Consider the following 13590-nt stretch of genomic DNA (forward strand, 5'->3'; position numbering starts at 1 on the left):
AAAAATCTTTATTACATCTTACAACAAGAGTATTTTCAATTCCTTAAAATTAGTCTATGATAATGAAGAAGGATTGTTCACAATCTTTAACGCAAATTTTTGCAATCCCTCAGAAGAAAAACACCATAAAGGAACAAAGAGATGTTAGAAGCCTATCGCAAAGCCGCTGCTGAGCGCGCTGCCCTTGGTATTCCTGCCCTCCCGCTTGATGCGCAGCAAACTGCCGATTTGATCGAGCTGTTGAAAAACCCGCCAGAAGGCGAAGGTGAATTCTTGGTTGACCTGTTGGTTAACCGCGTTCCACCGGGCGTGGATGATGCCGCCAAAGTGAAAGCCTCTTTCTTGGCTGCCGTTGCCGAAGGAAGTGCTTCCAGCTCGCTGATTTCTGCCGAATACGCGACCGAATTGCTCGGTACCATGCTCGGCGGTTACAATATTCATCCGTTAATCGAATTGCTCGACAATGACCAATTGGCGCCTATCGCAGCCAAAGGTTTGAAACACACCTTGTTGATGTTCGATTCATTCCACGACGTTCAAGAAAAAGCCGAAAAAGGCAATGCGCACGCTAAAGAAGTGTTGCAATCATGGGCTGAGGCCGAATGGTTTACTTCTCGCGAAGCTGTTCCAGAAAAAATCACCGTTACCGTATTCAAGGTTGACGGCGAAACCAACACCGACGACTTGTCTCCAGCACCTGATGCATGGAGCCGTCCTGACATCCCTCTGCATGCCTTGGCTATGCTGAAAAACCCACGCGACGGTATCAATCCTGACAAACCGGGCGAAGTGGGTCCAATCAAATTATTGGAAGAATTGAAAGCCAAAGGTAATCCTGTTGCCTACGTTGGCGATGTAGTGGGTACCGGTTCTTCACGTAAATCAGCAACCAACTCTGTGATTTGGCACACTGGTGAAGACATTCCTTTCGTACCAAACAAACGCTTCGGCGGCGTATGCTTGGGCGGTAAAATTGCGCCGATCTTCTTTAACACTCAAGAAGACTCTGGTGCATTGCCAATCGAAGTAGATGTTTCTGCCCTGCAAATGGGTGATGTTGTCGACATCTTGCCATACGAAGGCAAAATCGTGAAAAACGGCGAAACCGTTGCCGAATTTGCGCTGAAATCTCAAGTATTGCTGGACGAAGTGCAAGCCGGTGGCCGTATTAACCTGATTATCGGCCGTGGTTTGACTGCCAAAGCACGCGAAGCTTTGGGCTTGCCTGCTTCTGATAAATTCCGCTTGCCACAAGCTCCTGCTGACAGCAAAGCCGGTTTCTCATTGGCACAAAAAATGGTGGGGCGCGCATGTGGCTTGCCTGAAGGACAAGGCGTTCGCCCGGGTACTTACTGCGAACCACGCATGACCACTGTCGGCTCTCAAGACACTACCGGCCCGATGACCCGCGACGAGCTGAAAGACTTGGCTTGCTTGGGCTTCTCTGCCGATATGGTGATGCAGTCGTTCTGTCATACCGCAGCTTATCCGAAACCGGTTGACGTACGCACCCACAAAGAATTGCCTGAGTTCATCTCTACTCGCGGCGGTGTCTCTCTGCGTCCGGGTGACGGCGTGATCCACTCATGGCTGAACCGTTTGCTGTTGCCTGATACAGTCGGCACCGGCGGCGACTCACACACCCGCTTCCCAATCGGTATTTCATTCCCTGCCGGTTCTGGCTTGGTAGCCTTTGCTGCGGCAACTGGCGTGATGCCTTTGGATATGCCTGAGTCTGTATTGGTACGCTTCAGCGGTAAACTGCAACCGGGCGTAACCTTGCGTGACTTGGTGAACGCGATTCCATTGTATGCCATCAAAGACGGTTTGCTGACTGTTGCCAAAGCCGGTAAGAAAAACATCTTCTCTGGCCGCATCTTGGAAATTGAAGGTTTACCTGATCTGAAAGTTGAGCAAGCGTTTGAATTGTCTGATGCTTCTGCTGAGCGTTCAGCAGCCGGCTGTACCGTGAAACTGAACAAAGAGCCAATCATCGAATACATGACGTCTAACATCGTGTTGATGAAAAACATGATCGCCGATGGTTATGAAGATGCCCGCACTTTGGAACGCCGCATTAAAGCCATGGAAGCTTGGTTGGCTGATCCACAATTGTTGGAAGGCGATGCCGATGCCGAATACGCAGCGGTTATCGAAATCAACATGGACGACATCAAAGAGCCAATCATTGCCTGCCCTAATGACCCAGACGATGTATGCTTCATGTCTGAAAAATCAGGCACCGTGATTGACGAAGTGTTTATCGGTTCTTGTATGACCAACATCGGTCACTTCCGTGCCGCTTCTAAATTGCTGGAAGGCAAAACCGATACTCCGGTTCGTTTGTGGATTGCACCGCCGACTAAGATGGACGCGAAACAATTGTCCGACGAAGGTCACTACGGCGTATTAGGCCGCGCAGGTGCGCGTATGGAAATGCCGGGCTGCTCATTGTGTATGGGTAACCAAGCACAAGTACGCGAAGGCGCGACTGTGATGTCTACTTCCACCCGTAACTTCCCGAACCGCTTGGGTAAAAACACCAACGTGTTCTTGGGTTCGGCAGAATTGGCCGCAATTTGTTCGAAACTGGGCAAAATCCCAACCATCGAAGAATACCAAGCCAACATCGGTATCATCGATGAAAACGGTGATCAAATCTACCGCTACATGAACTTCAACGAAATCGCCAGCTACAACGAAGTTGCCGAAAAAGTGAATGTATAATTAGCGTAGGCTAAACCATCAAAGGCCGTCTGAAAGTATTTGCTTTCAGACGGCCTTTTAGTTTGATTGTGATTAATCAATCAGTCATGATGGCTTAACGCATAAAATTTAAAGCCGTCTGAAACCATATGTTTCAGACGGCTTTTTTACATCATAAAAATGCAAGTTACATCTTAATGATTAATCTGCAGTCAACACCACTTTCATCGCTTGATTTTCAGAAGCATGTTTGAATACATCATACGCCTCTTCCAATTCGCTGAATTTGAAGCGGTGGGTAATCATCTTGGTATAATCTACCGAGCTGGTCGAGATCGCTTTCAACAGCATTTCAGTGGTATTGCTGTTCACCAAGCCGGTGGTAATGGCAAGGTTTTTGATCCACAGTTTTTCCAGTTTGAAATCAACTGACTGACCGTGCACACCCACTACCGCAATGTGTCCACCCGGTTTCACGATTTCTTGGCACATTTCCCAAGTAGCCGGAATACCCACTGCTTCAATCGCGCAAGCTACACCGTCTTCGCCGACAATATCGAATACTTGTTTTTCCACATTGCCTGAGCTTGGGTTGATCACATGGGTTGCGCCCAGCTCTTTCGCCATTTTCAGGCGGTTTTCGTCCATATCGCACACAATCAATGCAGCAGGGCTATACAGCTGTGCGGTCAGCAAAGCAGACATACCCACAGGGCCGGCACCCGCGATAAACACGGTATCGCCCGGTTTTACATCACCATATTGCACACCGATTTCATGCGCGGTCGGCAGCGCATCGCTCAACAACAAAGCCACTTCATCATTTACCGAATCAGGCAATGGAATCAAGCTGTTGTCTGCATAAGGCGTACGCACATATTCGGCTTGTGTGCCGTCAATCATGTAGCCCAAAATCCAACCACCGTTGCGGCAGTGTGAATAAAGTTGTTTTTTACAGTTGTCGCAAGTACAGCATTTGCTCACGCAAGAGATGATGACCTTGTCGCCCGCTTTGATATTTTTTACAGCCGAGCCCACTTCCTCTACAATGCCTACACCTTCATGACCGAGAATACGACCATCGGCTACTTCTGGGTTTTTACCTTTCCAAATCCCCAAGTCGGTACCGCAAATCGTGGTTTTCACGATTTTTACCACTGCATCGGTCGGGTCGATAATCTCAGGGCGCGGTTTTTCTTCAAAACGGATATCGTTCGCTCCGTGATACACCATAGCTTTCATAGTACAACTCCTTTTATTGTTTGATGAAACGAAAAAAAGATGAAACTTCGAATGACGGCATACCCTATTTATAGCCCTACTACTAATGAAAGTCAATTTCAGTTTTGTTACATGTTATAATATAACACATTGTTTTTAAACTATTTTTGATACAACGCAAACTCTCCTGATTCAGTCTGAAGCCATGTCCCAATCCGCTACTTTTTCCAATCGCCTTATTCAATGGCAACGCCAACATGGCCGCCATCATCTGCCTTGGCAAGTCAAAGATCCTTATGCTGTTTGGCTGTCGGAAATCATGCTCCAGCAAACGCAAGTTGCTACCGTATTAGATTATTATCCGCGCTTTTTAAACCGCTTTCCCGATGTCGAAAGCTTAGCCAATGCTGCCGAAGATGAGGTTTTATCGCTTTGGGCAGGTTTGGGCTATTACAGCCGCGCGCGTAATTTACGCAAAGCGGCCAAGCAGGTAGTGGCACAATTCAGCGGTGAATTTCCGCAAACACGCCTTGAATTGGAAACCCTATGCGGGGTCGGCCGCAGCACTGCCGCCGCCATTTCCGCTTTCGCCTTCAACCAACGCGAAACCATCTTAGACGGCAACGTCAAACGTGTGCTGTGCCGCGTGTATGCGCTTGACGGCAATCCACAAGACAAAAAATTCGAAAAGCAGCTCTGGCAGCTTGCCGAAAGCCTGTTGCCGTCTGAAAGCGGAGATATACCTGCTTATATCCAAGGCTTGATGGATTTGGGCGCAACTGTGTGCAAACGCACCAAACCGCTGTGCCACGAATGCCCGATGAACGACATTTGCGAAGCCAAAAAGCAAAACCGTATTGCCGAACTGCCGCGCAAAAAAACAGCGGTTGAAGTGCATACCCTGCCGCTGTATTGGCTGATTGTGCGCAACCAAGCCAAGCAAATTCTGCTACACAAACGCCCGGCCAAAGGCATCTGGGGCGGCCTATATTGCGTGCCGTGTTTTGAAAATTTGGCCGATTTACAACAATACGCCCAAGTCCTTAATCTGGATTCAGACGGCCTTAATGAAGAAGCCACATTCACCCACCACCTGACTCATCGCCTCTTGATGATTACCCCGTTTACCACAGACGAAAGGCCGTCTGAAAACGTTTCAGACGGCCTCTGGGTCGCACAAGAAGATTTGGCTGATTACGGACTCCCCAAACCTTTATTAAACTATCTCAATCAAGCACAAAAGAGCCTGTTTTAATATTGCTGGTTTAATGCAATAAAAAGGCCGTCTGAAGTTCAGACGGCCTTTATTCAAGCTATTGACTTACAAAACAGATTTCACGGTTGCAACCACATTCTCAGTAGTAAAGCCGAATTCTTTAAACAGCAATTCTGCCGGAGCCGATTCGCCGAAGCGGTCGAGGCCGACTACTTTGCCATTTAAGCCGACATACTTGTACCAACCATCGGTCACGCCTGCTTCTACGGCAACGCGCGGCAGATTAGCCGGTAATACGCTGGCTTGGTAAGCGGCATCTTGGCGGTCGAATGCGTTGGTTGACGGCATAGACACCACGCGCACAGCGATGCCTTCTTCAGCCAAAGCCGCTTGCGCGTTCAAAGCCAATTCGACTTCCGAACCGGTGGCAATGATCACGGCTTTGGCTTCGCCTTGGGCTTCGCTGATCACATAGCCGCCGCGTTGGATATTCTCCAACTGCTCATCGCTGCGTTGCAGAAATTTCAGGTTTTGACGGCTGAAAATCAGGCTACTTGGGTGGTCGGCTGCTTTCACTGCTTCTGCCCATGCCACGAGCGATTCGGCGGTGTCGCAAGGGCGCCATACGTCCATGTTCGGAATCAGACGCAAGGTAGCGGTTTGCTCAACCGGTTGGTGGGTCGGGCCGTCTTCACCCAAGCCGATAGAATCGTGGGTAAACACGAAAATCGGGTTGATTTTCATCAGGGCTGCCATGCGCAAGGCGTTGCGTTGGTATTCGCTGAACATCAGGAAAGTCGCGCCAAACGGTTTCACACCGCCGTGCAGCGCCAAGCCGTTCATGATGGCGCCCATGCCGAATTCGCGCACGCCGTAATGCACATAGTTGCCGCCGTTTTGAGCGGTCACGGCTTTGCTGTTTGACCAGTCGGTCAAGTTAGAAGGCGTTAAGTCTGCTGAGCCGCCGACAAATTCCGGCAATACTTTGGCCAAGGTTTCGATGCTGTTTTGGCTGGCTTTGCGGGTGGCGATGGTTTCGGCTTTGTCGCACACTTCTTTCAAGGCCGTCTGAACATAAGCGTCGAAGTCTTTCGGCAATTCTTTGTCCATGCGGCGCACGAATTCAGCGGCTTCTTCAGGGAAGCGGCTTTGGTATTCGGCAAACAATTTGTTCCATTCGTTTTCCAGTTGCGCACCTTTTTCTTTGGCATCCCAACCTTCATACACTTCTTGCGGCACTTCAAACGCGGCGTGCGTCCAGCCCAAGTGTTTGCGCGTGGCTTCGATTTCGTCTGCGCCCAATGGTGCGCCGTGGGTTTTGTGGCTGCCTTCTTTAGTGGCTGCGCCTTTACCGATTAAGGTTTTGCAGCAGATGATAGAAGGTTTGCCGGTTTCGGCGCGAGCGGCATCAATGGCCGTCTGAATCGCAGCGGTATCGTGGCCGTTAACATTCGGCACCACATGCCAGCCGTAGCTTTCAAAGCGTTGTGGAATGTCTTCGGTAAACCAGCCGTCAACTTTACCGTCGATGGAAATGTTGTTGTCATCATACAAAACAATCAACTTGCCCAAGCCCAAAGTACCGGCCAGCGAGCAGGCTTCGTGTGACACGCCTTCCATCAAGCAGCCGTCACCCAAGAACACATAGGTGTAGTGATCGACGATGTCCAAGCCGTCTTTGTTGAACTCAGCGGCCAAGATTTTTTCCGCCAGAGCCATGCCGACTGCGTTGGCAATACCTTGACCCAACGGGCCGGTGGTGGTTTCCACGCCGTCGGTGTAGCCGTATTCCGGGTGACCCGGTGTTTTGCTGTGCAATTGGCGGAAATTTTTCAAATCTTCAATAGAAACGTCGTAACCGGTCAGATGCAACAGGCTGTATAAAATCATCGACGCGTGGCCGTTCGACAACACAAAGCGGTCACGGTTGTAGAATTTTGGATTGGCAGGATTGTGGTTGAGATATTGCGTCCACAAAACTTCGGCCATTTCAGCCATGCCCATCGGCGCACCCGGGTGGCCGGAGTTGGCTTTTTGTACCGCGTCTGCGGAAAGGAAGCGGATTGCGTTTGCCAGTTGTGACATCAGTACCTTCTTTCTTTTAAAGATGTGAATATGGGGAAACGGTTTGAATTATCGCTTGATTTTGCAAGGCTTTCAAGCACAGTATTGCGACAAAGCAAAAGGCCATCTGAAAACTATGCAGAAAATTTTCAGACGGCCTATTAAGCTTAGTAAATGGTTTTACGGCCTGCATTCAGTGTTTCAGCAATATCGTCAGCCAAACGTGCGCAATCAGCCAAATCCAGATTACTAAAGGTAATGCGCACCGAGCCACGTTTGGCAAAGTGAAATGCCGCGCAGCTTTGCACCGCCCAACCTTTCGCCGCTAAAAACTGAATCACCTGCGCTTCATTGGCGACCGGCAGCCAAATATGGAAACCTTCGCCATTTTTGCCTAAGGGGAAAATGCCGTGTTGATTTAAGCATGCAAACAAGGTTTGGCGGCGGATACGGTAGTTTTCCGAAATCTCATGCATGGCCTCGCCTTCCAGCTGCTGCCACAATTGCCAAGTCAAATGCTGCAGAATTTTGCTGATCCAGCGCGGGCCCAAAGCAAAACGTTTTTTCATGGCATGCAGGATATTGCTGTTACCCGCTGCAATCGCTATGCGCGCATCAGTACCAAGAAATTTACTGGTAGACGTGGTGTACATCCACTCGCCTTCAAAACCTTGCATACCGTAAAAAGGCTGCTGGCTCAAAGCCGCCCAGTGGTCATCGACAATCAGCAAGGCATCACGCTGATTTAAAAATGCCTGCCATTGCTGCCAACGCGCGCGGCTGTAATTAATACCGGTCGGGCTGTGCGCGCGCGGCGTGAGAGTCACCACGGAAAAATCATCGTTCAATTGCTCGGGTATCACCGCACCCTCATCATCCATCTGCAAAGGCACGGCCTCTAAGCGCAAAGTTGCCAACAAAGCCGGCAGCGGCGGCCAGCATGGATCTTCAATCAAGACTTTACTGCCGCTGATGCAGCGCTGCATCAGAATGCGCTCCATAATATCCAAGCTGCTCGAAAGCAGCATCACTTCACTCTCAATGCCAATATGTTCGGCCAACCAATTTTTGAGAAATTTCATCAATTCAGGGTGGTCGCCATAATTGCCCACATCCGCATTCAAACTGTAATGTTCCAACAAATCCGATGCCAAAGGTGGCAACAAACGGCGATCGACATTGCCCGAAGCCAAATCGACCAAGCCTTGCGGAATGGCAGTTTCGCTGTGCAGAATTTCGGTTTTATGCGGCACAAAGCTGCCACGGCGGCCGTCGGTATCGATAATACCGGCATCGCGCAATTGTTTGTAAGCGGCGGATACCGTATTGGGATTGACACCCAATTCATCAGCCAAACTGCGCACCGTCGGCAAACGGTAGCCTTCAGGCCACACTTTACGGCGGATAAGCTGCTCGATAGATTGGGCAATATTGACAGCGGTATTGCCTTTAGGTTTTAATTGAGTCATACAAAGCTTTTTTTGCATTAGTTCAAAAAATATTAGATGAATTTCTACAAATTAGCAAGTGGTTTGGTCGGCAGGAACGGCAGAAAATGTTATGATTATAAAGTTCCCGCTGCAAAACATTTTCAGATGGCCTAGGCCGTCTGAAATGGAATTGCCACACCCACTACCACGATTAAAAATATATTGATATTAAGGAACAAGCTATGTCTGCCGAAGAAAAACCAACACCGGCCGCCGAACCCGAACATCATGCCAGCGAGCCGCAAGCCGAGCCGGAAAAAGACGGTCAAGCGCAAGCTAAAGCGGAAAAATTAACACCGCCAAAACCTGCCAAACTGAAATCGGCTGCGATTCAAATTCATCCGGTGGGCGAACGCATTCACCCGAAAAAAGCCGAAGGCCGCTTTGCCAAGTTGCGTATTGCCGCGGTATTGGCGACGCAATTTGTGTTCTATATTGTGCCTTGGTTTAATTGGTCAGACCGCCAAGCGGTATTGTTCAACATTCCCGACCGCCATTTCTATATCTTTGGTTTATCGTTGGGTATGGGTGACTTGATTTACCTGGCATTATTGCTGATGATTTGCGCCTTCGGTCTGTTCTGGTGGACAACCATCGCCGGCCGCTTGTGGTGCGGTTATTCTTGCCCGCAAACGGTTTACACCGAAATCATGCTGTGGATAGACCATTTAGTCGAGGGTGACCGCAACAAACGTTTAAAGCTCGAGAAATTGCCGTGGAATTTCACCAAAATCCGCATCAAAGCCACTAAATACCTGCTGATTTTCCTATTCTGCGCATGGACGGGTATTACCTTTGCCGGTTGGTTTAACCCGATTCGCGAATTTGTACCGGCATTGTTTAATGGTTCAGCTGGTGGCGGTGCCATGTTTGCCGCGGCCTTCTACGGCTTCATGACCTTCTTCATGGCGCACATCATGCGCGAAAAAGTGTGTTTACACATGTGTCCTTACGCACGTTTCCAAAGTGCCATGTTTGACAAAGACACGCTGATTATTTCTTATGATTACGAACGTGGCGAACCGCGTGGCGCGCGTAAGAAAAGCGTTTCCCGCGAAGAAACCCCATTGGGTGACTGTATTAACTGTAATATGTGCGTGCAAGTGTGTCCGGTCGGCATCGACATCCGCGACGGCCTGCAATACCAATGTATCGGCTGCGCCGCCTGTATTGATGCCTGTGATGAAATCATGGATAAAATGAGCTATCCGCGCGGCCTGATCCGCTACACCACCGAGGGCGCACTAGAGCATGAATATCCTGAATCCGACATCAAGAAACGCTTGAAACGCCCACGCGTGGCCGGTTATGGTGCCATATTGGCTGTTGTGATTATTGCCTTTATTACTGGTCTTTCCACCCGTAAAATGGTCGAAGTGGATATCTTAAAAGACCGCGGCGTAATGGTTCGTGAAAACAACCAAGGCTGGCTGGAAAATGCGTATAATCTGCGCATCATCAACAACAGCGAATACGACCAAGTCTTAACCGCCAGCGTAAAAGGCTTTGAAGAAATCGCATTAACCGGCCTACCGGAAGAAGGCTTGAAACTGCCTGCCCGCGAAACCATTACCATTCCGGTACAAGTATCCACCATTCCGGAATATGCCGACAAAGGCAGCCACCCTATTGAATTTATCTTCGTTTACCAAGAATCAGGTAAAGCCGATTCGGATAAAGTGGTGATTGAAGAAGAAGCAACCTTTATCGGAGAATAATGTGTCGCAGAAAAAAAATGTACAACCTTGGTATAAAAACTTCTGGCCGTGGTTTTTGATGGTCGGTCCGATTTTTGTGGTCATCGCCAGCGTATCCATGTTTTTTGTGGCCAAGCAAAACATGACAGACTTGGTATCTGACGATTACTACAAAGACGGCAAACACATCGAAATCGAATTACAGCGCGATGAAGAAGCAGTCAAACGCCACATTCAGGCGCAGGTATTAATCAGCCCAGATATGGATAAAGCCAAAGTGTTTGTCAGCGGCGATTTCGACACCAAGCAGACGGTTCAACTACAATTGTTGCACCCTGCCAAAAAAGCGGAAGATCAAACCATTACGCTTAAAGCAGTAGACAGCAACAGTTCAGCCGAGCGCATGGAATACGATGCCGTGTTCAAGCCTTTACCTGCGACCAATCACTGGTATGTGCGTGTGGCCGATGAAGCCGGTATCTGGCGTGTGGAAGACAAATGGATTACCAGCCAAGGCAATGCCATTAATCTGACCCCGATGGATAAATTATTCGGCACGGATAACGCCCAATAAAAATCAAGGCCGTCTGAAAGCACAGTTTTCAGACGACCTTCTCTTTAAAACTCGCCCACCATCCACCATATTATCTTTTATGTTTCACTTTACCGCCCATCCATGAGCCAACCCAAGCCCAAAGGTTTACGCCAAAAACTACCCAACCGCCAGCAGATTTTCGCATCACGCTGGAGCAAGCCTTTTGCGCCTTTGTTCGACAAACCCTATTTCTGGACACTCAATCGCCGCCAAGCTGCGGTATCGGTTGCCGTGGGTATGTTTTGCGGTTTAATGCCCGGCCCCACGCAAATGCTGAGCGCGCTTATTGTCGCCTATTTTTTACGCACAAACCTACCGGTAGCTGTATTCAGCACGCTCTACACCAACCCCATCACCTATATGCCGCTTTATTATGCCGCCTACAAAATCGGTTCGTTGATTTTGGGCGTGGAAGCTGCCGATTCTCTAGAATTTCCAAGCTGGTCGGATACGTATTTTTTCAGCGAACTCGGTACTTGGCTGCTGGGTGCGGGCAAACCATTGCTGGTCGGGGTGCCTGTTTTGGGTTCGATTTTGGCTGTGATTGGTTATGTCGCCGTATTGATCGGCTGGCGACTGCGCACCCAATACCATTGGCGCAAACGAAAGGAAGCGCGTGAGTAAGCATTGGCGGCGTTTGACAGCAAACGAAATCGAAATAGCGCGCCGCGTTTTTTCAGACGGCATCGATTATGCGCGCGTCAAAATCTATCGCGGCATTCCCTATCTGCCCAACATCAATGTAGCCATTGCGCCCAACGGCCACATTTATTTTCCGCGACAAAACTGCCCTGCCGATTTTGCTCTGGCCGGCCACAGCCATCAAATGTGGCTGATTCACGAGCTCACTCATGTTTGGCAGCATCAGCTGGGTTTCAAAACATGGTATGCCGGTATATTGCTGATGGCCGTCGGTGGCTATGTTCGCCGCAAAGCCTATGTGTATCCCTCGCCACACAGCATCCAACACTTCAGCGACTTAAATATGGAGCAGCAAGCCGACCTTCTTGCCCACTATTATGCCGCGCGTTATTTACCACATAATCCGCATAGCCACCACCTGCCTGCTTTTCAGACGGCCCTACATGATTTTTTAGATAATCCTTCACAGCGCCAGTTACTGCCGCGTTATCGACGTTTCATGATTATCTAAACCTATTTGAATAATCCAGCGCCTAGTGGCGGAATTTTTACCCTCAGAAATTATCGGTAGTCAATGAAATTCGCTATAATAGCCAACTTGATATCAAGCGAACCACCAGCCTACCGAAAAGGTCGCCAAATGCCTTGGAATATTCCCATTCTTCTCACTTGGATGCGCGTTTTGCTCATTCCCGTGTTTACCGTACTCTTTTATCTGCCGGAAAACTGGATAGACCCGCAAACCGTCAACTGGACAGCCGCCATCATTTTTGCCGTGGCCGCTATTACCGACTGGTTTGATGGCTTTTTAGCGCGTCTATGGAAGCAAACCTCCGACTTCGGCGCGTTTCTCGACCCGGTTGCCGACAAACTGATGGTCGCCGTTGCCCTGCTGCTGCTGGTTAGTCTTGACCGCACTTACGTCATCTTCGCCATGATCATCATTGGTCGCGAAATCACCATTTCCGCACTGCGCGAATGGATGGCACAAATGGGACGGCGCAACAGCGTGGCCGTTGCCACCATCGGGAAATTAAAAACCACCGCGCAAATGGCCGCCATCTTATTGCTGCTCATCGGCTTGCCTAATTTTCACGGCCTCGACTTAATCATGATTGGTAACATGTTGATGTTTATCGCATCCGTGCTTACACTTTGGTCGATGTTCTATTACCTGAAAATGGCTTGGAAAGAAATGGCGCAAAAAAGTTAAAAAAAATGGCACAAACAGCTTGACGATCGGAAGCAAATCCATAATAATAGTGTCTTCCTTGTTACAGCGCGTAACAATCGGATTAAATTTGAGCGGGAATAGCTCAGTTGGTAGAGCGCAACCTTGCCAAGGTTGAGGTCGCGAGTTCGAGACTCGTTTCCCGCTCCATTCAAATTTAATCAAATGCGGGAATAGCTCAGTTGGTAGAGCGCAACCTTGCCAAGGTTGAGGTCGCGAGTTCGAGACTCGTTTCCCGCTCCAAAGTTTATCGTTAAATGTAACACCGAATGCGGGAATAGCTCAGTTGGTAGAGCGCAACCTTGCCAAGGTTGAGGTCGCGAGTTCGAGACTCGTTTCCCGCTCCAAAGTTTATCGTTAAATGTAACACCGAATGCGGGAATAGCTCAGTTGGTAGAGCGCAACCTTGCCAAGGTTGAGGTCGCGAGTTCGAGACTCGTTTCCCGCTCCAAAATAACAAAGTTGTTTGAAATAGAGCAACTTTTTGATTATGGCGGGATAGCAAAGTGGTTATGCAGCGGATTGCAAATCCGTCTACGCCGGTTCGATTCCGACTCCCGCCTCCACTTCAATAGTTTTATTCCGATAAAACTATTGCCCGGGTGGTGAAATAGGTAGACACAACGGACTTAAAATCCGTCGACCCTAAACAGGTCGTGCCGGTTCGATTCCGGCTCCGGGCACCACCACTCATTTTTATTCCTGCTTATTCAGGAAACCAATATAAA

At 49.1% G+C, this 13590-nt stretch carries 10 protein-coding genes and 6 tRNA genes; 13 read left to right on the top strand and 3 right to left on the bottom strand.

Annotated features, from left to right (window positions below):
- Window positions 1–141 precede the first annotated feature (141 nt).
- Window positions 142–2727, top strand: coding sequence for a bifunctional aconitate hydratase 2/2-methylisocitrate dehydratase (gene acnB / locus GJV52_RS01205; protein ID WP_100563430.1), 2586 nt, complete (start codon window positions 142–144; stop codon window positions 2725–2727).
- 180 nt (window positions 2728–2907) lie between these two features.
- On the opposite strand, the gene GJV52_RS01210 is transcribed toward acnB, so the two are convergent.
- Entirely contained in the window at window positions 2908–3948 is a 1041-nt protein-coding gene (locus GJV52_RS01210; RefSeq protein ID WP_100563428.1) for a zinc-dependent alcohol dehydrogenase family protein, read from the bottom strand.
- 184 nt (window positions 3949–4132) lie between these two features.
- On the opposite strand from GJV52_RS01210, the gene mutY reads away from it, so the two are divergent.
- Window positions 4133–5182, top strand: a complete 1050-nt coding sequence (mutY, locus tag GJV52_RS01215) for an A/G-specific adenine glycosylase (RefSeq protein ID WP_095503748.1) — start codon at window positions 4133–4135, stop codon at window positions 5180–5182.
- A 66-nt stretch (window positions 5183–5248) separates the two neighbouring features.
- On the opposite strand, the gene tkt is transcribed toward mutY, so the two are convergent.
- On the bottom strand, window positions 5249–7228 hold the full coding sequence (tkt, locus tag GJV52_RS01220) for a transketolase (protein WP_095503749.1): 1980 nt from the start codon (window positions 7226–7228) through the stop codon (window positions 5249–5251).
- 146 nt (window positions 7229–7374) lie between these two features.
- A complete protein-coding gene (locus GJV52_RS01225; protein WP_100563426.1) occupies window positions 7375–8676 on the bottom strand; it encodes an aminotransferase class I/II-fold pyridoxal phosphate-dependent enzyme in 1302 nt (433 codons plus the stop codon).
- A 203-nt stretch (window positions 8677–8879) separates the two neighbouring features.
- Here GJV52_RS01225 and ccoG point away from each other — a divergent pair, with 203 nt between their 5' ends.
- From ccoG to GJV52_RS01280, 11 genes are all read left to right on the top strand, one after another.
- The gene (gene ccoG / locus GJV52_RS01230) at window positions 8880–10415 is read left to right on the top strand and encodes a cytochrome c oxidase accessory protein CcoG (protein WP_095503751.1); all 1536 of its coding nucleotides are present in this window, start codon (window positions 8880–8882) and stop codon (window positions 10413–10415) included.
- Between the two features lie 58 nt (window positions 10416–10473).
- Window positions 10474–10968 carry a FixH family protein gene (locus tag GJV52_RS01235; RefSeq protein WP_154143353.1) on the top strand — a complete coding sequence of 165 codons (495 nt, stop codon included), beginning with the start codon at window positions 10474–10476 and terminating at the stop codon, window positions 10966–10968.
- A 102-nt stretch (window positions 10969–11070) separates the two neighbouring features.
- A complete protein-coding gene (locus GJV52_RS01240; RefSeq protein WP_095503753.1) occupies window positions 11071–11613 on the top strand; it encodes a DUF2062 domain-containing protein in 543 nt (180 codons plus the stop codon).
- A complete protein-coding gene (locus GJV52_RS01245; protein WP_095503754.1) occupies window positions 11606–12142 on the top strand; it encodes a type IV secretion protein Rhs in 537 nt (178 codons plus the stop codon). Before GJV52_RS01240 ends, GJV52_RS01245 begins: the two co-directional genes overlap by 8 nt.
- Window positions 12143–12271: 129 nt before the next feature.
- On the top strand, window positions 12272–12844 hold the full coding sequence (gene pgsA, locus GJV52_RS01250; protein ID WP_095503755.1) for a CDP-diacylglycerol--glycerol-3-phosphate 3-phosphatidyltransferase: 573 nt from the start codon (window positions 12272–12274) through the stop codon (window positions 12842–12844).
- A 92-nt stretch (window positions 12845–12936) separates the two neighbouring features.
- Window positions 12937–13012 (top strand) — tRNA-Gly (locus tag GJV52_RS01255).
- Between the two features lie 17 nt (window positions 13013–13029).
- Window positions 13030–13105 (top strand) — tRNA-Gly (locus tag GJV52_RS01260).
- A 28-nt stretch (window positions 13106–13133) separates the two neighbouring features.
- Window positions 13134–13209: transfer RNA gene (locus tag GJV52_RS01265), tRNA-Gly, on the top strand.
- A gap of 28 nt (window positions 13210–13237) precedes the next feature.
- Window positions 13238–13313: transfer RNA gene (locus GJV52_RS01270), tRNA-Gly, on the top strand.
- A 41-nt stretch (window positions 13314–13354) separates the two neighbouring features.
- Window positions 13355–13428, top strand: a tRNA-Cys gene (locus GJV52_RS01275).
- Window positions 13429–13458: 30 nt separating this feature from the next.
- Window positions 13459–13548, top strand: a tRNA-Leu gene (locus GJV52_RS01280).
- The last annotated feature ends 42 nt before the right edge of the window (window positions 13549–13590 follow it).

This window comes from Neisseria brasiliensis (assembly GCF_009671065.1).
Lineage (GTDB): Bacteria > Pseudomonadota > Gammaproteobacteria > Burkholderiales > Neisseriaceae > Neisseria > Neisseria brasiliensis.

Excerpts from the sequence above, each read along its gene's own strand:
- acnB (WP_100563430.1), top strand. The coding sequence starts at position 142 with ATGTTAGAAGCCTATCGCAAAGCCGCTGCTGAGCGCGCTGCCCTTGGT.
- tkt (WP_095503749.1), bottom strand. The coding sequence starts at position 7,228 with ATGTCACAACTGGCAAACGCAATCCGCTTCCTTTCCGCAGACGCGGTA.
- GJV52_RS01210 (WP_100563428.1), bottom strand. The coding sequence starts at position 3,948 with ATGAAAGCTATGGTGTATCACGGAGCGAACGATATCCGTTTTGAAGAA.
- mutY (WP_095503748.1), top strand. The coding sequence starts at position 4,133 with ATGTCCCAATCCGCTACTTTTTCCAATCGCCTTATTCAATGGCAACGC.
- GJV52_RS01225 (WP_100563426.1), bottom strand. The coding sequence starts at position 8,676 with ATGACTCAATTAAAACCTAAAGGCAATACCGCTGTCAATATTGCCCAA.
- pgsA (WP_095503755.1), top strand. The coding sequence starts at position 12,272 with ATGCCTTGGAATATTCCCATTCTTCTCACTTGGATGCGCGTTTTGCTC.
- ccoG (WP_095503751.1), top strand. The coding sequence starts at position 8,880 with ATGTCTGCCGAAGAAAAACCAACACCGGCCGCCGAACCCGAACATCAT.
- GJV52_RS01235 (WP_154143353.1), top strand. The coding sequence starts at position 10,474 with ATGGTCGGTCCGATTTTTGTGGTCATCGCCAGCGTATCCATGTTTTTT.
- GJV52_RS01240 (WP_095503753.1), top strand. The coding sequence starts at position 11,071 with ATGAGCCAACCCAAGCCCAAAGGTTTACGCCAAAAACTACCCAACCGC.